The organism is Parahoeflea alexandrii (assembly GCF_024105735.1).
Taxonomy (GTDB): Bacteria; Pseudomonadota; Alphaproteobacteria; order Rhizobiales; family Rhizobiaceae; genus Hoeflea; species Hoeflea alexandrii.
This window is the reverse complement of record NZ_JAAAML010000001.1, coordinates 1,446,010-1,463,371: the sequence shown is the minus strand read 5'-3', so window position 1 is coordinate 1,463,371 and position 17,362 is coordinate 1,446,010. Positions and strand designations below refer to the sequence as shown.

The following is a 17,362-nucleotide window of genomic DNA, read 5'->3' as shown; positions in this document are numbered from 1 at the left end:
TCCTGTTGCGCCGGCTAAAATTGCGCCGGTTCGGGTTGGGTTGGGCCAAGCGCACGGATCACCTGCCGTGCCACAGCTGTCACCGGGTCGTGGGTCTCTTTCAGAATCGTCACCCGGTCGAAGCGATCCGGATCACGGTTGACCGCCTCGCGCAGGGCCGCGCCAAAGGCCATGCGGAGTTCGGTGCCGATGTTGAACTTGCAGATCCGCGACCCACGCGCCAGCGCCGTGCGCTGGGCAACCGGCACACCGGAGCCGCCATGGATGACCAGCGGAACCGCGGTCAGCGCCTCGATGGCGCGGATGCGCGGCTCGTCCAGTCCGCCCTGCCTGTCCTGTTGCAGATGCACATTGCCGACCGAGATCGCCATGGCGTCGACCCCGGTTTCGCGCGCAAACTTTGCGGCTTCCTCGGGATCGGTGCCGGCCGAATTCTCGCCGCCGGAATAGCCGACGAAACCGATCTCGCCCTCGCAGGAAATGCCGGCCTCGTGCGCCATTTCGGCGATCCGCGCGGTCTCCTCGATGTTCTGCTCGAGCGGCTTGCGCGAGCCGTCAAACATCAGCGAGGTGAAGCCGCTGTCGAGCGCTTCCCTGCAGTCCTCGAAGGTGTAGCCGTGATCGAGATGGGCCACCACCGGCACGCTGGCATTCTCGGCCAGGTACCGGAACATCTTGCCCAGCACCGGCAGTGGCGTATGCGCCCGGCAGGAGGGCCCGGCCTGCAGGATCACCGGCAGGTTTTCGGCTTCCGCGGCCGCCACATAGGCGCGCATGTCTTCCCAGCCGAGCGTGACCAGGCCGGCGACCGCATATCCACCCTTCAGCGCCGGTTGGAGCACCTCGGCGAGTGTTGCAATGCTCATTTGAACTTCGCGACCATGTCCTTGATGCCCGGGATCGTCTCGATCTGGTAGGCATGGGTGGGCTGGAAATACTGGATCAGCGAGCGCTGGCTCAACCCGCCCAGAATGGTGAAATAATACATCTCGTAGCCCGGCAGCACGCAGCACGGGTGGTAGCCCTTGTCGAGGCAGATCGTCGAGCCGTCGACGATGTGATAGGCGTCGCCCGGCTTGTTGTCTTCGCGCTGCAGCATCTGCACGCCGGAGCCGTGATTGGGCCGGAAGCGGAAATTGTAGGTCTCGTCATGCCGGGTCTCGTCGGGCAGACGGTCGGTGTCGTGCTTGTGGCTCGGAAAACCCGACCAGCCGCCCTGCCCGACGGTGAACAATTCGCTGACCAAGAGCCGGCCAACCTTGCCATGCTGCTTCTGGCCGAGAATGTGCTTGATCTTGCGGTGGGTCTTGGTGTCGTCGGAGCCGTACTGCACAAGATCGAGCCCGTCGGCGCGCACATCGAAGGGTTCCAGCACCTTGTCGTATTTCGCACCGGCGATGAAGGTCTCGGTCTGATTCGACACGCAGACAATCGTCACCTTCGCGCCGACGGGCACATAGACACCCTCCGGTTCGCCGTCCCAGACATCGACGCCGCGGTTTCCCAGCCTGGCGAAGGACACGCCCTCGACGCTGACATCGACGCTGCCGGTGGCAGGCACGATGCAGGTCTCGTAGCCGGGCACCTGGTATTCGAACGCCTCGCCCTTCCTGAGCTTGACGATGTTGAAATAGTTGAGCGGAACACAGGCGTTCTCGACATCCACAATGGGTTTGTTGGCGTTGTCATAGGGCGCGATATGCATGGTTCTGGTCCTTTCAGACGATATGGGGCTCAGACAGGCGTCGGGCCGGGATGGGATGCGAGGAAGGCCTCGAGCTGCTCAGTGTCGGGCATGGCCGGGGCGCAGCCGGGCCGTGAGACGACGATTGCAGCGCAGGCCGAGCCGCGCAGCACGGCGTCGCGCATGTCGCGGCCTTCCGACAGCGAGGCCAGGAGGCCCGCCATGAAACTGTCGCCCGCGCCGGTGGGTTTGAGCGCGTCCACCGGATAGATGCCAGTGCGGATCTCCTGGCCGTCAAAAAACGTGATCGCGCCTTCGGGGCCCATCTTGTAGACCACGATCGCGGCGCTCGAACCGGCAAGGTCTCGCGCCTTGGAAAGCCCCATCTCGATGCCGCCGGCCATGAAGCCGAATTCCTCATCATTGCCGACGATGACATCGGCCAGGCTGCCCGCGCGCGACAGCACCTCTTCGGCGACCTGCGGCGAGGGCCACGAATAGGGCCGGTAATCGACGTCGAAGATGATCGGCAGCCCGCTAGCCCGCGCCAGTTCGAAGGCCCGGAACGCGGCCGTGCGCGAAGGCTCGGCCGCAAACACCGTTCCGGCGGTGATCAGCGCGCCGTAGCTGGCGTAGTCAACCGCCTCGACATTCGCGATGTCCATCTGGAAGTCGGCGGCGTTGTTGCGGTAGATGACGCTCTGGTGCTCCTCGACCCGGGTCTCGTAGACCGCAAGCGAGGTCCGGTATTCCCCGGTGACCGTCTTCACGTGGCCGCGGTCGATGCCGTAGTGATCGAGCTGACCCAGACAATACCAGCCGACCGCATCGTCGGACACTTTGGTCACCAGCGCGGCCTTGCAGCCGAACTTTACCAGGCCCGCCGCAATGTTGGCGCTGGAACCGCCCATCGCCACCATCATCGAACTTGCGTCCCGGGTGCGGGTGCCCGCTGGATCGGGCGACAGATCCATGCCGACCCGGCCGATGACGAGGAAGTTCCGCGCTCTGATGCCCTCGAGAACGTTCATCTCCGTCGCCCCCGCAAGGATTGGGTCTGAAAGCTCTTCATCGCCTCAGATACCCTTGCGCTGCTTGACGCGGGTGGATTCCTGCTCCTTGTGCGCGGCTTCCACCTTCGGGTTGTCCGTCACGTGGGGCGTGCCGACTTCCCACCAGGCATGGCCTTGCGCGGTCCAGCCGTCATAGGCATCGACCTTCATGACGATGACATGGGTCTTCGGGCTCGCCTTGGCGCGCTTGAATGCCTCGCCCAGTTCGGCCGGGCTGGAGACCGTTTCGGCAATCGCGCCCATCGCCGCCGCATGCGCCTCGAAATCGACAGCGAAGGGCTCGGCAACCGTCGGGCAATCGGCGATCAAATTGTTGAAGCTCTCATTGCCGGTGTTGTTCTGCAGCTTGTTGATGACGGCAAAGCCGCCATTGTCGAGCACCAGAATGATCAGCTTGCGGTCGCTCAGCACCGAGGAATAGATGTCGGAATTCATCAAGAGATACGAGCCGTCGCCGACAAAGACGATGGTGTCCTTGTCCGGCTCGCGCTCGAACTGCGCAATGCGCGCCCCCCAGCCGCCGGCGATCTCGTAGCCCATGCAGGAAAAGCCGAACTCGACGTCGACGGTGCCGATATCGAGCGTGCGCCAGTTGGCGGTGACTTCCGCCGGCAGCCCGCCCGCGGCGGTGACCACCCGGTCGCGGGCATCGCACAGCGCGTTGACCACGCCGATCGCCTGCGCATAGGAATTTGGCCGGTTTCCATGCGCCACATTGCCCGCGACATAGGCGTCCCAGGCCTTGCGCTGGTCCTGCGCGAAACCGGTCCAGTCCGCCGGACTTGTGTAGCCGCCAAGCGCCGCATCGAGCGCTTCGATCGCAAGTTTCGCATCCCCCACAACGGGCAGTGACAGGTGCTTGGACGCATCGTGCCGCGCGGCATTGAGGGATACGAGCTTCGCCGCCTTGTCGAAGGCGGTCCAGGAGCCGGTGGTGAAATCCTGCAGCCGCGTGCCGATGGCGATGATCACGTCGGCCTTTTCTGCAATCGCGTTGGCGCTGTCCGAACCGGTGACGCCGACGGGGCCGATGTTGAGCGGATGATCATTGAGCAGGTTCGCACGCCCGGCGATGGTCTCGATCACCGGGATCTGCCGCACTTCGGCGAAGGCAGTCAGCTCCTTGACCGCGCGCGAATACTGCACCCCGCCGCCGGCGATGATCACCGGTCGCTTTGCCGAAGCGATTGCCGCCGCGGCATCGGCGATTTCCGCCGCATCCGGCGCCTGCCGGCGGATGCGATGGACTTTCTTTTCAAACAGCTCGACCGGGTAGTCATAGGCCCAGCCCTGCACATCCTGCGGCAGGCCGAGGAACGCCGGGCCGCAATCGGCCGGATCGAGCATGGTGGCGATCGCCGCGGGCAGCGACTGGATGATCTGCGCCGGATGGGTGATCCGGTCCCAGTAGCGGCTCACCGCCTTGAAGGCGTCGTTCAGCCCCATGGCCGGATTGCCGAAATGCTCGAGCTGCTGCAGCACCGGGTCGGGCAGCCGCGTCAAAAAGATATCACCGCAGAGCATCAGCATCGGCAACCGGTTGGCGTGCGCCAGCGCCGCCGCTGTCAGGAGATTGGCCGTCCCCGGCCCCGCCGACGCGGTGCAGAACATGAAGCGCTGCCTGAGCCACTGCTTGGCATAGCCGGCGGCGGCAAAGCCCATGCTCTGCTCGTTCTGGCCGCGATAGAGCGGCAGCGCCTCGCGATGGTCATACAGCGCCTCGCCCAGGCAGGTGACATTGCCATGGCCGAAAATGCCGAAGCCGCCGCCGCACAGGCGCATCTCCTCGCCATCGATCTCGATGAACTGACTGGCCAGATACCTGATGATGGCCTGCGCTGTCGTCAGCCGAACGGTCCCGTCATTCATGAGCGCTGCAACCTCCCGATGGCAGCGGCAGATTCTCCGGATTGTTTCCGGTTCCCAAAATGCCGCTTGCGAAACTCCGATTCCGAGGATACTTATTTTGCAACCGGTTGCAAACTGAATTTCAAAACAGAGGCTGATATGGGAGAGATCGGCATCGGAATCGTCGGCGGAGGCTACATGGGCAAGGCCCATGCGGTGGCGATGACGGCTGTCGGCGCGGTGTTCGACACCGGCCTGCGGCCAAGGCTTGAGATGGTCTCCGCAGGTTCGCCCGACTCGGCCGAACGCTACCGCAGAGCCTACGGTTTCCGGCGCGCGGCGCGCGACTGGCAGGAGCTGGTGGCCGATCCGAAGGTCGAGGCCGTGATCATCGCCTCGCCGCAATCCACCCATCGCGTCATTGCCGAGGCCACCTTCGCGCTTGGCAAGCCGGTGCTGTGTGAAAAACCCATGGGCGCCACGCTCGACGACAGCCGCGCCATGGTGGAAGCGGCGGAGGCAAGCGGTGCGGCCAACATGGTCGGCTTCAACTATATCCGCACGCCAGCAAGCCGGTTCGCCCGGCAATTGATCGCCGAAGGCGCGATTGGCGACATCACCTGGTTCCGCGGCGAGCATACCGAGGATTTCTATGCAGACCCGCAAGCCCCGGCGAGCTGGCGCACCGACGGTCGCGCCAATGGCACCATGGGCGACCTTGCCCCGCACATGATCAACGCAGCCCTGGCGCTCGCCGGCCCGATCCGCGCGTTGATCGCAGAGATCGAGACCGTTCACGCCACCCGGCCCGGCGGCAAGGTCGGCAATGATGACCAGGGCCAGATGATGTGCCGCTTTGAAAATGGCGCGATGGGACAGATGCATTTCAGCCGCATCGCCACCGGCCGCAAGATGGGCTACGCCTACGAGATTACCGGCACGAAGGGCGCGATCCGCTTCGACCAGGAAGACCAGAATGCGCTCTGGCTCTACCGGATGGAAGAGCCGGAAGCCGTGCGCGGCTTCCGCAAGATCCTGACAGGCCCCGCACATCCCGACTACCTGCCGTTCTGCCAGGGCCCCGGCCACGGCACCGGCTACCAGGACCAGATTACAATCGAGGCACGGGATTTCCTTCGCGCCATCGAGACCGGCGAGCCGGTCTGGCCGACATTCCGCGACGGGCTCGCGGTCAACGAAATCGTGGCGGCGGCCTTCGCTTCGTCACGGACAAAAACCTGGCAAACCATCCAAACGCTCTGAGGCTTTAGGACATGACCATCCAAATCGGCAATGCGCCCTGCTCCTGGGGCGTTGAGTTTCCAAACGATCCGCGCAACCCGGCCTGGCGCACGGTGCTCTCCCAATGCGCGGAAGCCGGTTACACCGGCATCGAGCTCGGGCCCGTGGGCTTCATGCCCGAGGACCCGGCGATCCTTGCCGAGGCGCTTGACCAGCACGGGCTGGAGCTGATCGGCGGCGTGGTGTTCCGCGCCTTCCACGATCCGGCGCAATGGGACGACGTGATGGACGGCGCGGTCAGGACCTGCAAGGCGCTTCATGCCCATGGCGCAAAGCACCTGGTGCTGATCGATTCGATCTCGCCGCGCCGCGCGCCGACCGCCGGCCGCGCCGGCGAGGCCGAGCAGATGGACCAGGCCGAATGGTCGGCCTTTCGCGACCGCATCGCCACCGTGGCGAAGATGGGCGCGGAAGACTACGGCCTCACCGTCGGCATCCATGCCCACGCGGCGGGCTTCATCGATTTCGAACCGGAACTCGAGCGCCTGCTCGACGAGGTCGACGAAACGGTGCTGAAGATCTGTTTCGACACCGGCCATCACTCCTATGCGGGCTTTGATCCGGTGAGATTCATGAAACGCCATATCGGCCGCATTTCCTACATGCATTTCAAGGACATCGATCCGGATGTGAAAGCGAAGGCGATTGCCAACCGCACCGGTTTCTATGATGCCTGCGGCCAGGGCATCTTCTGCAATCTCGGCCAGGGCGACGTCGATTTCCCGGCGGTGCGGCAGATCCTGCTCGACCACGGTTTCGAGGGCTGGTGCACGGTGGAGCAGGATTGCGATCCGCTGCTCGACCCCGACACGCTGGGCGACGCCACAGCCAACCGCGCCTATCTCAAATCCATCGGCTTCTGAGCGGGGGACCTGGCCATGACACGACTCAAATGGGGCATGATCGGCGGCGGCGAAGGCAGCCAGATCGGCCCGGCGCACCGGCTCGGCGCCGGTCTTGACGGCGAATTCGAGTTTTCAGCCGGCGCGCTCGACCACCGGCCCGACGCCGGCCGCGATTATGGCCAGCGGCTTGGACTGGACGAGACCCGCGCCTATGGCGACTGGCGTGAGATGCTTGAGGGCGAGCGCACCCGCGATGACCGCATCGACCTGGTCACCGTCGCCACGCCGAACGCCACCCACTACGAGATCACCAAGGCCTTTCTCGAGGCGGGCTTTCACGTGCTCTGCGAAAAGCCGATGACCATGACGATTGAACAGGGCGAGGATATCGTCCGCACCGCCCGCGCCACCGGAAAGATCTGCGCGGTCAATTACGGCTACACCGGCTATTCACTGGTCCGCCACATGAAGGCGATGGTCGCGCGCGGCGATCTGGGCAAGATCCGGCTGGTCAAGGCCGAGTTCGCCCATGGACACCATGCCGATGCAGCCGACGCCGACAATCCGCGCGTGCGCTGGCGCTACGATCCGTCCCAGGCCGGCGTCTCGGCGCAGTTCGCCGATTGCGGCATCCACGCGCTGCACATGGCAAGTTTCGTCACCGGCCAGGAAGTCGAAAAACTCTCCGCCGACATTGTCTCCTGTATTTCGAGCCGAGAGCTCGAAGACGATGCCATGGTCAATTTCCGCATGGACGGCGGAGCAGTGGGGCGGCTTTGGACCTCGTCCATCGCCATCGGCCGCCAGCACGGGCTGACGTTGCAGGTGTTCGGCGAAAGCGGAGGGCTCCGCTGGGCCCAGGAACAACCCAACCAGCTTTACTGGATGCCGCTTGGCGGCAGACTGCAGGTGATTGAGCGGGGTGAAGTCAACCTCTCTCCCGAGGCCGACCGCACCAGCCGCGTCACCATCGGCCACGCCGAAGGCATGCCGCTGGCCTTCGCCAATATCTACAAGGATCTGGCCGAAGCCATCCGCGCCGGGAAAGAAGGCCGGGCGATGGACACTGCCGCCAATCTCTACCCCCGCGCCGAGGACGGACTGCGCTCGATGGCTGCCGTCTTCGCGGTGGCCGAGTCCGGCAAGGCGGACGGGATCTGGGTCGACGCTCGGCCGCCGATGTTCAGGTAGCGGGCAAGGCCGGCAGAGTGCAAAGAATGCTGCCGGCCGGCAAGCGCGTTCGCCAACCGGTGGGCTGACATGGGTATGGCTCAGCCCGATCAGCCTGTGTATGAGCGGCGCGGTACTTGGCTGACGCTGTGACAGGTGAGATGAGCGACACCCGACCTTTACGGCGCTTCAGAGTGGCAGGGCGCAGAGCCAGCGGTGCATCAGGGCCGTTTTGTTGACAGGAAGAACAAGGCCGCGAGACCTGCCTCGCCCATGGCCGACAGGATCATCTGCGGGCCTGATGTACCGCTGAAGTAGCTCCAGAAACCGGTCAGCGCAGCACCGCCGAAGGCGACCGCCGCGCCAAAGCAGATCGCATCGCGAAGTGCGCTCTTTTCGGCATCGCGCGCGAGCCAGAAGATAACGGCAAGGCCAAGGAACAATACGGAGGCGCGACGGCCCATGAAGGCGGCCCCTGCGTCGGCACTGGCACCATAAAGCATGACGAAAGTCGTCGGAACGAAGAAGCACAACAGGAACAAGCCTGCGCACATCGCGGTGCCGATTGTAGCTGTCAGTTTGAACATCGAAGGTTTCCTCTTGAAAGACGATTGGAGATCGGGACGGCTAGTAAGGCTGCATGTTCGCCAGCCGTTTGACGGCCGGGGTAAAGAAGGTTTGCACCTCGGATGGATCGCGCTTCGACATGACTTCTCCAGTCGCGCAAACGCCCTTTTTCGGGACGATTGGCCGTTGGCTCAAAGAGAATACTTATTCTTTTTGTAGCGTGAGAGCAAATGTTGTCAAGCGCCCGGCCAAACGATAAGGGTTGCCGATGCCCCGCATTTCCGAACGAAGACGCCAGCAGCAAAAGGACCGTATTCTCACGGCCGCGCGCCTTTGCTTTCAGGCCAATGGCATTCAAAACACTTCCATGGCCGACATTATTCAGACATCCGGAATGTCGGCGGGAGCGGTCTATACATATTTCGACAGCAAGGAGCAGTTGGTCCGTGCCAGCATCCAGCAGTCCCAGGATCTGTTGTCTTTGGTTGCCGCATCGGCCTCGAAAGCAAACGGCGATACATCCATCGCTGACGTGATCGGGTCCCTGTGGGCCGCGCTCTCCGCAATCGAAAGCGACGACGGTGTGGATTTCAAAAGGCTGGCGGCCGTCGGCCTGGAACAAGCGCGCCACGACCCTGTCGCACACGAGATGCTGCAGAAACGATACACAGAATTGATTGCGCAACTTGGGGTATCGACATCTTCGGAATCCAATGGTCTATCCAGGGAGCAGGCGGCCAGCTTCATCTTTGTCTTTCTGTGGGGCTTGAACGTCACGGAAGGGCTTTTTGGAGCGACGACAAAGGTGACCACCGACGCGCTTGAGGGGCTGGTAACGTTGGCGAAGAAACGCGATACCTGACACACCCTATGCGGTCCGGGGTCAAATTTCCCGCGTTTCACACGAATGGCTATCATGAGTGCGGCGTCCCGAGGGTCCCATCCCCCACTCCAGCAAACGATCCCCAATGGGGAGCGGAATGGCTGGCGGCTGAAGCCCGGCCTCCAGCGTCCGGATCGCTTGGCGTGTCGGGTAACCTTCCGGTCCCGCGAGCAGGGCTTACTGCTGCGGTTGCATGTGACAGTCGTTTCCGCCAAAAATACCTTATGGCCCTTGAGATCGAACGCAAATTCCTCGTGGAAAACGACGGCTGGCGCAATGCCGTCGAGAGCTCGAAGGCCATCGTCCAGGCCTATGTCGCTATCGACGGTGGCACCTCGATGCGGGTGCGCATCTCCGATGAGACGCAGGCGGAACTGACGGTCAAGGTCGGCGTTTCGGACATGACCCGGCACGAGTTCGAATACCTGATCCCGGTTGCCGATGCGCATGCCATGGCGCAAGCCAGCCGCGGGCGGCTGATCGAAAAAACCCGCCATGTCCTGACCATCGACGGTTTCGTCTGGGAGATCGATGTCTATGCAGGCCAGCTTGCCGGGCTGGTGACAGCCGAGGTGGAGATGCGCTCGGAGAGCGACGATCCGGTCCTGCCCTCCTGGCTGGGGCGCGAGGTCACCGGCGACCCGGCCTGGTCGAACGCCATGCTGGCGATGAATGGCTGGCCGGTAGGCGGGCCTGGGGATGAGCGCCCGTGAGTTACCGCATCAGGCCCGGCAAGCCCCTGACCGGTGAAGTGGTCCGCATCGCCCAAATCCAGTATGAGCGCGCCATCCATGTTTTGCGCCGCCAGCCCGACGGCCCCTATCAGGCCATTCACGACGCCCGCAAGCGCTTCAAGCGGCTCAGGGGCCTGTTCCGGCTGGTCCGTGCCGCCGCACCCGATTTCTTTGCCCGTGAAAATGCCCGGCTGCGCGACATGGCGGCCACATTGTCCGAGGTGCGCGATGCAACGGCACTGGTCGAGGCACTCGACCATCTGCTCGCCTCGGGCGCGGCAGGCGAGAGCCGGCCGGCTCTCAAGGCAATCCGCGCCCGGCTGGCCGCGCGCCGTGACCGGATTGCCACCGCTGCAGTTGACCTCGACGCCAGGATCACCGCGGCCATCGCCATCTGCCAGGACGGCATTGGAGCCCTCGCCGATCTGCAGCTTCCCGCCAGGCGGAAGAAGGCCATCGCCCTGCTGGCAGGGGGCACCGCAAAGAACTACGGCAAGGCGGTCTCCGCCCTGGAAAGGGCCATCGAAAGCGGCGATCCGGAAGACTGGCACGACCTTCGCAAGCGTATCAAGTATCACCGCATGCATATCCAGTTATTGAGCCTCGCCTGGCCCGGCGAGATGGCCCTGCGTGCACGGATTGCCGACATCGCCGGCGAAGCGCTCGGCGACGACCATGACCTCGACGCCCTTAAAACGCTGATCGCCACGGACCCTGAGGCGATCGGCAGCGAAGCCGAGATCGCCGTTCTGCGCGCCTGCATGATTGCCCGTTCGGCACGCCTGCACGATCAGGTCCGAGACATCGTCAAGAACCTGCTCGGGGACAGCCCGGGCGCGCTCGAAGCCCACATATCCGCGCTGTGGCGGGACGCGGCGGGCTGAGCATGGCCGCATGGCCGACAAAATCCGGCAAGGCAACCGGCCGCTCGAAGGGCAGACAACCGCCTACGGCCGCTGCGGAAAACCCGCAGCGGCCGTTTCATGATCGAACGACCTGTTGCCGGATGCTCAGCCGGACTTCTTCATGTGCTTGGGTGCACCCGTGGTCATGTCGGTGCCGGTGTAGGTCAGACCGGCCTCCTTCCAGGCGCCAAAGCCACCCTCCATGTGGGCGATCCGGTCGATGCCAGCATTCAGGCACATTTCCGCGACTTTTTTCGAACGCACGCCCGATCCGCAATGAAACACGATGCGTTTCTCGCCCTGCCCCGGCATGTGCACCGCCTGGAAGGCCTGCATCGGAGCCAGCAGCGCGCCGTCGATCCGCTCGAAACTGTATTCCTGCGGCGTGCGCACGTCGATCAACACGATCTCGTCGCGTTCGAAGGCTTCCGCAACCTCCTGCGGGGTCCAGTTTTCCAGAGTGCCCTTGTTGGTCTCTTCGGTTTTCATGCTGTCTCCTTGGGAAAACGGTTCAGTGGAATCTTCAGGTAGCGTTTGCCATCGCTCTCGGGCTCGGGAGCCCGCCCGGCCCTGAGGTTCATCTGCAGCACGTGCAGCATCCGGTCCGGCAGGGCAAGCGTCTTGTCGCGGGCGTCACGTTGCTTGACGTAGTTTTGCTTCGATGTTCCGCCACCGATATGGGCGTTTGAGGTATGCTGTTCGGCAACCGTCGATTCCCAGGCTGGTTCGGTGCGGCTGTCGGTGCCGTAGTCATGGCCGACAAACAGCCGCGTCTCGTCATCGAGCGCAAGGATGGATTGCAGGCTGTCATAGAGCTGGCCGGCCGAGCCACCGGGAAAATCGGCCCGTGCGGTCCCCACATCGGGCTGCATGAACGTGTCATTGACGAAGGCCGCGTCGCTGCCCACGACATAGGTCACCGATCCAAGCGTGTGTCCCGGCGTCAGCATGACCCGAACCGGCAGCTTTCCGATCTTGAAGGTTTCGCCATCGCCAAACAGTCGATCAAAATCCCGCTCGGGCCGAAAGGCGTCGGGCAAATGATAGAGCTTGCGCCACAGCTCGGCGATGTCCCGGACCTTCTCGCCGATCGCGTTGACCGCGCCGAGACGTTGTTTGAGATACCAGGAGGCCATGAGATGGTCCGCATGCGGATGGGTATCCAGAATCCATGAAATGTCGATATTGGTGTCACGGGCATATTCAATGATCTTGCTGACACCCTGGGGATCGATTGATGCATGCGCAGGATCAAAGCCCATGACGGCATCGATCAGCGCGCCCTTTCCGGTTTGCGGATCTGAAACCAGATACTGAATGCTGCCGGTGTCATCATCATAAAAACCGACGACGTCTGCCGAACCTGTTCCGCGCGAGTGGCTTTGCTTGTGTGGACTCAACTCTGCCTCCTTCATATCTGCATTTGACAATGTGTCAGCAGGAGGAAAGTTCCGGATTTGATCAGGCAATACGTCCTGCGGGTCCGGCCAGTGGCTCAGTCCCCGTGGTCATGAGCATGCCCGTGGTTGTGCCCGTGTCGGTGCTCCCGGCTTTCCGGCTCCGGTCCGTCGCCGATCACCTCCGCGCCCACGCAGGCATGTTTCGAGCATTCCAGTTCCAGTGTCGTGTGGCCGATTTCGAAATCGGCTTTCAGCTTCTCTTTCACCGCCAGCTTGATTGCGTCGGCATCGTCCCAGCGGCCGGAATCGATTACCAGATGCGCATCGAGAGCCGCGCGGTGCTCCTGCATCTGCCACAGGTGCACATGATGGATGCCGGTCACGCCATCGATGGCCTCGACGGACTTTAGCACCGCGCCGGTATCCAGGTCCGTGGGAGAACCGAGCATCAGGATGCGGATGACACCGCCGATCTCGGAGAACGACATCCAAAGGATATAGCCGGCGATCGCCAGCGTGACGAGCGGATCGATGATCTGCCAGTCATAGAGAATGATCAGGGTGCCGGCGAAGATCACCGCCACCGAGCCGAGCGCATCGGCGACATTGTGCAGGAAGGCGGCTCGAATGTTGACGCTGTCCTTTGACAGCGACCAGGTCAGAAGCGCGGTGACCACATCGACCACAAGCGCCACCCCGGCGATGATCACAACCAGCCAGCCATCGACGCCGGATGGTTCGATGAAGCGCATCACCGCCTCGTAGATGAGATAGAACCCGATCACGATCAGCGTCGTGTAGTTGATCAGCGCCGCCACCACCTCGGCCCGGCCATAGCCGAATGTCATGCTGCCGTCGGCGGGCCGCCGCGCGATCTTGCGGGCGAAGAAGGCAATGACAAGCGACATCGCGTCGGAGAGGTTGTGGATGGCGTCGGCGATCATGGCGAGGCTACCCGAGACGATGCCGCCGATGATCTGCGCCACCGTCAGCCCCAGATTGACGACGACCGCCCAGGCCACCCGCGCGTCGCCTGCGCCGGGATCCATGTGATGATGATGGTGATGGCCTGCCATGATGGAATTCCGCCCTTGCCTTAAAATTCGCCGCTCCCGGCCTAAACCCTCCAGCAGATGGAAGGGCAAGCAAAAAAGCCATCCCCGGCCAATTGTCCTGGAACAGACCGTCAAGACCGAATTGTATTGACCCGGCGCGCCGCCTAGATAGACCCGGAAACTGAACCGAAAATCAAGGCAGCACGAGGACGCAGCGCGTGAGCCGATACAGCTATCCGGCATTTCCCACAAGACATGGCTACATGACCGAGAAGATCCAGCGTGACTACATAACGTCTGCCATCGCCCGCGGGCTGCTTCCCGAGGATTCACACCGCATGGCGCAGATCCTCTCGCTCGAAGCCCCCGACGATCTCTCGAAGCCGATCCAGTTCTGGCAGCTCTTCTCCGTGCTCGGACCGGACAGGATCGTCCGCATCGTCGAGAATTTCTACACCCGGGTCTTTGCCGACGAGGACTGGTTTGTCTCCGTCTTTGCCCGCGTCGGTGGGGTAAACCACCACATCAACACCCAAGCCTCGATGTGGGTCGACGTGATGGGCGGCGGCCCGTATTATCACGGCGCCGACTTCAGGCTGAGCTTCCATCACACCCACAATGCCATCCAGCTGATGAACGACAAGGGCGCGGCGCGCTGGACCGCGCTGATGGTCAACACGCTTGAGGACTGCCAGGCCCACATGACCGACGATCCGAGAGTGAGGCCGGCGCTCAACACCTTTCTCGATCATTTCATGGGCAAATATGCCGAGGAGTTCGCTTTTGCCAACACCAGCGTGTTCGGAGACCTCAACCCGCCGGTCAAGCGCAAGATCAACTTCATGAAGATGACCAGCGAGGCGATCGAGGCTCTGAGCGAAGACGAACTCCGTACAGCACTCGAGGAAAATGGTGTCGATACAGAACCCTATCCGGGCAAGCGGGATCTTGTCGAAAAGGCAATGATGCTGTGACCTGTCATAGGGCGAGCCGAGCGTTTCCACCCGATCATGCTTGTCCCCTTGAGGCCGTGCCCTAATTCCCGGTCACGGCAACACGTTCGCCCGGAGAAAGACTGCACTCATGGAAACCATCCTGGCGCTGGTGCGCGACTACGGTACGGCGGTCTACCTGCTGCTGTTTGCCTATTGCGCGCTCAAGAGCGGCTCCCTGCCGCTGTTTGCCGGTTATGCCGCGCAAACCGGAGCTCTCGATGTGGCAACCCTTGCCGCGGCGACCTTTGCCGGCGGCTATCTGGGCGATGAAGCCCGCTTCTCGCTTGCCCGGCGCTACGGCCACAGGCTTTCCACCGGACGCCCCAGGATCGCGCGGCTGATCGCCCGGGGAACAGACCTGCTTGACCGCTATGGCCTGATCTATCTGTTTCTCTATCGCTATCCGAAAGGCATGCGCACCATCGGCGCCCTGCCCGTGGGACTGACCACGATGCGCTGGCAGAGCTTCACCGCGCTCAACGCCGCATCGGCAGCTCTTTGGACCGGGCTTCTGGTCGGTGCCGGTTTTGTCTTCGGCAAGACGCTAGAACAGGCGGTGGCATCGAACTGGGCGGCAGCCAGTGTGCTGCTGCTGCTGGCCTTCGCCGGGTTGACCGGATGGCTGTGGTGGCGCGCGTCCCGGATGGCGCCGTCCCACCCCGCACCGGCACACCCGCCGGCAGCTGACATCAATCGACCGGCCTGAGCGTGCCGCGCTCGATCACCTTGCACGGAAACAGCCGGGCTTCCGGGTAGCGCTCGGGATTTTCCAGCATCGAGACAATCAGTTCGATCGAGGAATCGATGATCTGGCTGATCGGCTGGCGGATGGTGGTCAGGTTGATGTTCTCCCAGCCCGCCATCTCCATGTCGTTGAGCCCGATGATGCCGATGTCGCCGGGCACCTTCAGCCCGCTGTCTGATATGGCGCTGAGCGCGCCGATAGAAAGAACGTCATCGCCGCAGAAATAGGCTTGTGCCGGCGTGTCCTTCAGGCGCGCAAGCATCTCCGCCCGGCCGGCGTTGAACGAATAGGCTTGCGCGAAGGAGTGCCGAAGCGAAATGCCGGAGTGCTGCGCGAGCTCTTCCATGAAACCGCGAAACCGGTCCTGGGTCGAGGTTGCGGATTCCGGCCCGCCGAGAAAGGCCACGTCGCGGTAGCCGCGCCGGACCAGTTCGCGCGCCGCCATCCGCCCGCATTCGGCGTTGTCGATGCCGACCACATGCACTTCCGGCGAGCTGGCATAGCGGCCGAAACTGTGCACCACCGGCACGCCGGCATCGCGGAACGCCTTGGCGAACCCCGGCGGCAGCGTCGATGAGGCCACCACCACGCCGTCGACCGAATACTGCCTGAGCATCCGGATCGAGTTGGCGGGATCGGTTTCATCCGACAAATTGACCAGGAGCGGTCGCAAGCCTCGTTCCTGCAGGCCGCGGGTGAACAGATCAAACACCTCGAGAAAGATCGGGTTGTGAAAATTGTTCGAGACCAGGCCGATCAGCTTGGTCCGACCGGTGGTCAGGCTCGAGGCCAGCGCGTTGGGACTGTAACCGAGTTCAGTGGCGGCCTTCTCGACCTTCTTGCGCATTTTCAGCGAAACCGATGCGCCATCGGTGAAGGTGCGCGAGACCGCCGCACGCGACACCCCTGCCCTTTCGGCGACATCCTTCAGCGTTGGCGGCATTGAGCAGCGTCTCCATTCTGCGGCCCGCACACGGTCGGACCTTCCCTCATTACTGCCCAGAATGCCTCGCGAAAGCAAGAATTTCGGTTTCCATTTTGCAACCGGTTGCAAAATGGGTTGATTCGTGGTTTCCTGATCATCGAGAGACGGCGGGAGGCCGGACTTTCCATTCATTCGACGAAAACTCTGGGAGGAGATCATGATGTCATTGACCAAGAAGCTCGCATTGGCCGTTGCGGTGTTCGCAGCACCGGTGCTGAGCGCCGCCACGGCGTCCGCCGAAGGCGAGCGCTACGTGCTCGTCAGCCACGCCCCCGACAGCGACAGCTGGTGGAACACCATCAAGAACGGCATCGCGTTGGCCGGCAAGCAGATGAATGTGGAAGTCGAGTACCGCAATCCGCCCACCGGCGACCTCGCCGACATGGCCCGCATCATCGAACAGGCAGCGGCTTCCAGCCCCAACGGCATCATCACCACCCTGGCCGATTACGACGTGCTGTCCGGTCCGATCAAGGCAGCTGTCGATTCCGGTGTCGATGTCATCATCATGAACTCCGGCACCCCGGACCAGGCCCGCGAAGTCGGCGCGCTGATGTATGTCGGTCAGCCCGAATATGACGCCGGCCATGCAGCCGGCCTGCGCGCCAAGGGCGACGGCGTCGGCTCTTTCCTGTGCGTCAACCACTACATCTCCTCGCCGTCCTCGACCGAGCGCTGCCAGGGCTTTGCCGACGGGCTCGGCGTGGAACTGGGCAACCAGATGATCGATTCCGGTCAGGATCCGGCTGAAATCAAGAACCGCGTGCTGGCCTACCTCAATTCCAACCCGGACACCGACGCCGTTCTGACGCTTGGCCCGACAAGCGCCGACCCGACGCTGCTGGCGCTTGAGGAAAACGGCATGGCCGGTCAGATCTACTTCGGTACCTTCGACCTCGGCGCCAACATCGTCGAAGGCATCAAGGCCGGAACCATCAACTGGGGCATCGACCAGCAGCCGTTCCTGCAGGCCTATCTGCCTGTGGTGGTGCTGACCAACTACCACCGGTACGGCGTGCTGCCGGGCAACAACATCAATTCCGGCCCCGGCTTCGTCACCGCCGACGGACTTGAAATGGTTGAGAAATACGCGGGCGAATACCGCTAATGGTTCCTCCCCGGCAGTGGCGCCCCTGTGCGCCGCTGCCATTTCTTGCAGTTTCCCATTCAA

18 protein-coding genes are annotated in these 17,362 nt (G+C 63.0%); 9 read left to right on the top strand and 9 right to left on the bottom strand.

Features of this window, described 5'->3' with window-relative positions; all coding sequences use genetic code 11:
- Window positions 1-14 precede the first annotated feature (14 nt).
- Genes GTW23_RS06735 through iolD form a run of 4 tightly spaced genes read right to left on the bottom strand, consistent with a single transcriptional unit; the run spans window position 15 to window position 4,626 of the window.
- Window positions 15-866, bottom strand: a complete 852-nt coding sequence (locus tag GTW23_RS06735) for a class II fructose-bisphosphate aldolase (RefSeq protein WP_252915161.1) — start codon at window positions 864-866, stop codon at window positions 15-17.
- Window positions 863-1,705, bottom strand: a complete 843-nt coding sequence (locus GTW23_RS06730) for a 5-deoxy-glucuronate isomerase (protein ID WP_252915160.1) — start codon at window positions 1,703-1,705, stop codon at window positions 863-865. The genes GTW23_RS06735 and GTW23_RS06730 overlap by 4 nt, the downstream gene beginning before the upstream one ends.
- A gap of 29 nt (window positions 1,706-1,734) precedes the next feature.
- Complete coding sequence (gene iolC / locus GTW23_RS06725) at window positions 1,735-2,715, bottom strand: 5-dehydro-2-deoxygluconokinase (RefSeq protein ID WP_252915159.1); 981 nt, start codon at window positions 2,713-2,715, stop codon at window positions 1,735-1,737.
- 45 nt (window positions 2,716-2,760) lie between these two features.
- The gene (iolD, locus tag GTW23_RS06720) at window positions 2,761-4,626 is read right to left on the bottom strand and encodes a 3D-(3,5/4)-trihydroxycyclohexane-1,2-dione acylhydrolase (decyclizing) (protein ID WP_252915158.1); all 1,866 of its coding nucleotides are present in this window, start codon (window positions 4,624-4,626) and stop codon (window positions 2,761-2,763) included.
- A gap of 138 nt (window positions 4,627-4,764) precedes the next feature.
- On the opposite strand from iolD, the gene GTW23_RS06715 reads away from it, so the two are divergent.
- Genes GTW23_RS06715 through GTW23_RS06705 form a run of 3 tightly spaced genes read left to right on the top strand, consistent with a single transcriptional unit; the run spans window position 4,765 to window position 7,943 of the window.
- Entirely contained in the window at window positions 4,765-5,868 is a 1,104-nt protein-coding gene (locus GTW23_RS06715; protein WP_252915157.1) for a Gfo/Idh/MocA family protein, read from the top strand.
- Between the two features lie 11 nt (window positions 5,869-5,879).
- On the top strand, window positions 5,880-6,770 hold the full coding sequence (locus tag GTW23_RS06710) for a TIM barrel protein (protein WP_252915156.1): 891 nt from the start codon (window positions 5,880-5,882) through the stop codon (window positions 6,768-6,770).
- Between the two features lie 15 nt (window positions 6,771-6,785).
- Window positions 6,786-7,943: a Gfo/Idh/MocA family protein gene (locus GTW23_RS06705; RefSeq protein ID WP_252915155.1), complete on the top strand. Its 1,158-nt coding sequence runs from the start codon at window positions 6,786-6,788 to the stop codon at window positions 7,941-7,943.
- A 200-nt stretch (window positions 7,944-8,143) separates the two neighbouring features.
- Here the strand turns inward: GTW23_RS06705 and GTW23_RS06700 are convergent, their stop codons facing one another.
- Entirely contained in the window at window positions 8,144-8,509 is a 366-nt protein-coding gene (locus GTW23_RS06700) for a hypothetical protein (protein ID WP_252915154.1), read from the bottom strand.
- A 248-nt stretch (window positions 8,510-8,757) separates the two neighbouring features.
- Between GTW23_RS06700 and GTW23_RS06695 the strand changes: the two genes are divergently transcribed.
- The 3 genes from GTW23_RS06695 (at window position 8,758) to GTW23_RS06685 (ending at window position 10,990) form a co-directional block, all read left to right on the top strand.
- The gene (locus GTW23_RS06695; protein ID WP_252915153.1) at window positions 8,758-9,351 is read left to right on the top strand and encodes a TetR/AcrR family transcriptional regulator; all 594 of its coding nucleotides are present in this window, start codon (window positions 8,758-8,760) and stop codon (window positions 9,349-9,351) included.
- 245 nt (window positions 9,352-9,596) lie between these two features.
- Window positions 9,597-10,085, top strand: a complete 489-nt coding sequence (locus tag GTW23_RS06690; RefSeq protein WP_252915152.1) for a CYTH domain-containing protein — start codon at window positions 9,597-9,599, stop codon at window positions 10,083-10,085.
- On the top strand, window positions 10,082-10,990 hold the full coding sequence (locus GTW23_RS06685) for a CHAD domain-containing protein (protein ID WP_252915151.1): 909 nt from the start codon (window positions 10,082-10,084) through the stop codon (window positions 10,988-10,990). The genes GTW23_RS06690 and GTW23_RS06685 overlap by 4 nt, the downstream gene beginning before the upstream one ends.
- 126 nt (window positions 10,991-11,116) lie before the next feature.
- Here the strand turns inward: GTW23_RS06685 and GTW23_RS06680 are convergent, their stop codons facing one another.
- From GTW23_RS06680 to GTW23_RS06670, 3 genes are all read right to left on the bottom strand, one after another.
- On the bottom strand, window positions 11,117-11,500 hold the full coding sequence (locus GTW23_RS06680; RefSeq protein WP_252915150.1) for a rhodanese-like domain-containing protein: 384 nt from the start codon (window positions 11,498-11,500) through the stop codon (window positions 11,117-11,119).
- Window positions 11,497-12,411, bottom strand: a complete 915-nt coding sequence (locus tag GTW23_RS06675; protein ID WP_343200294.1) for an MBL fold metallo-hydrolase — start codon at window positions 12,409-12,411, stop codon at window positions 11,497-11,499. Before GTW23_RS06675 ends, GTW23_RS06680 begins: the two co-directional genes overlap by 4 nt.
- Before the next feature lie 95 nt (window positions 12,412-12,506).
- Entirely contained in the window at window positions 12,507-13,487 is a 981-nt protein-coding gene (locus GTW23_RS06670; protein ID WP_252915149.1) for a cation diffusion facilitator family transporter, read from the bottom strand.
- Between the two features lie 197 nt (window positions 13,488-13,684).
- Here GTW23_RS06670 and GTW23_RS06665 point away from each other — a divergent pair, with 197 nt between their 5' ends.
- Both GTW23_RS06665 and GTW23_RS06660 read left to right on the top strand, forming a co-directional pair.
- Window positions 13,685-14,440, top strand: coding sequence for a globin domain-containing protein (locus GTW23_RS06665; protein WP_252915148.1), 756 nt, complete (start codon window positions 13,685-13,687; stop codon window positions 14,438-14,440).
- Between the two features lie 109 nt (window positions 14,441-14,549).
- A complete protein-coding gene (locus GTW23_RS06660; RefSeq protein WP_252915147.1) occupies window positions 14,550-15,167 on the top strand; it encodes a DedA family protein in 618 nt (205 codons plus the stop codon).
- Here GTW23_RS06660 and GTW23_RS06655 read toward each other — a convergent pair.
- On the bottom strand, window positions 15,151-16,149 hold the full coding sequence (locus GTW23_RS06655) for a LacI family DNA-binding transcriptional regulator (protein WP_252915146.1): 999 nt from the start codon (window positions 16,147-16,149) through the stop codon (window positions 15,151-15,153). The genes GTW23_RS06660 and GTW23_RS06655 overlap by 17 nt on opposite strands.
- 202 nt (window positions 16,150-16,351) lie before the next feature.
- Between GTW23_RS06655 and GTW23_RS06650 the strand changes: the two genes are divergently transcribed.
- On the top strand, window positions 16,352-17,299 hold the full coding sequence (locus GTW23_RS06650; protein ID WP_210385830.1) for a sugar ABC transporter substrate-binding protein: 948 nt from the start codon (window positions 16,352-16,354) through the stop codon (window positions 17,297-17,299).
- Window positions 17,300-17,362: the final 63 nt, after the last annotated feature.

Coding starts and splice junctions, on each gene's coding strand:
- GTW23_RS06735 (WP_252915161.1), bottom strand. CDS start 866: ATGAGCATTGCAACACTCGCCGAGGTGCTCCAACCGGCGCTGAAGGGT.
- GTW23_RS06730 (WP_252915160.1), bottom strand. CDS start 1,705: ATGCATATCGCGCCCTATGACAACGCCAACAAACCCATTGTGGATGTC.
- iolC (WP_252915159.1), bottom strand. CDS start 2,715: ATGAACGTTCTCGAGGGCATCAGAGCGCGGAACTTCCTCGTCATCGGC.
- iolD (WP_252915158.1), bottom strand. CDS start 4,626: ATGAATGACGGGACCGTTCGGCTGACGACAGCGCAGGCCATCATCAGG.
- GTW23_RS06715 (WP_252915157.1), top strand. CDS start 4,765: ATGGGAGAGATCGGCATCGGAATCGTCGGCGGAGGCTACATGGGCAAG.
- GTW23_RS06710 (WP_252915156.1), top strand. CDS start 5,880: ATGACCATCCAAATCGGCAATGCGCCCTGCTCCTGGGGCGTTGAGTTT.
- GTW23_RS06705 (WP_252915155.1), top strand. CDS start 6,786: ATGACACGACTCAAATGGGGCATGATCGGCGGCGGCGAAGGCAGCCAG.
- GTW23_RS06700 (WP_252915154.1), bottom strand. CDS start 8,509: ATGTTCAAACTGACAGCTACAATCGGCACCGCGATGTGCGCAGGCTTG.
- GTW23_RS06695 (WP_252915153.1), top strand. CDS start 8,758: ATGCCCCGCATTTCCGAACGAAGACGCCAGCAGCAAAAGGACCGTATT.
- GTW23_RS06690 (WP_252915152.1), top strand. CDS start 9,597: ATGGCCCTTGAGATCGAACGCAAATTCCTCGTGGAAAACGACGGCTGG.
- GTW23_RS06680 (WP_252915150.1), bottom strand. CDS start 11,500: ATGAAAACCGAAGAGACCAACAAGGGCACTCTGGAAAACTGGACCCCG.
- GTW23_RS06670 (WP_252915149.1), bottom strand. CDS start 13,487: ATGGCAGGCCATCACCATCATCATCACATGGATCCCGGCGCAGGCGAC.
- GTW23_RS06660 (WP_252915147.1), top strand. CDS start 14,550: ATGGAAACCATCCTGGCGCTGGTGCGCGACTACGGTACGGCGGTCTAC.
- GTW23_RS06655 (WP_252915146.1), bottom strand. CDS start 16,149: ATGCCGCCAACGCTGAAGGATGTCGCCGAAAGGGCAGGGGTGTCGCGT.
- GTW23_RS06650 (WP_210385830.1), top strand. CDS start 16,352: ATGTCATTGACCAAGAAGCTCGCATTGGCCGTTGCGGTGTTCGCAGCA.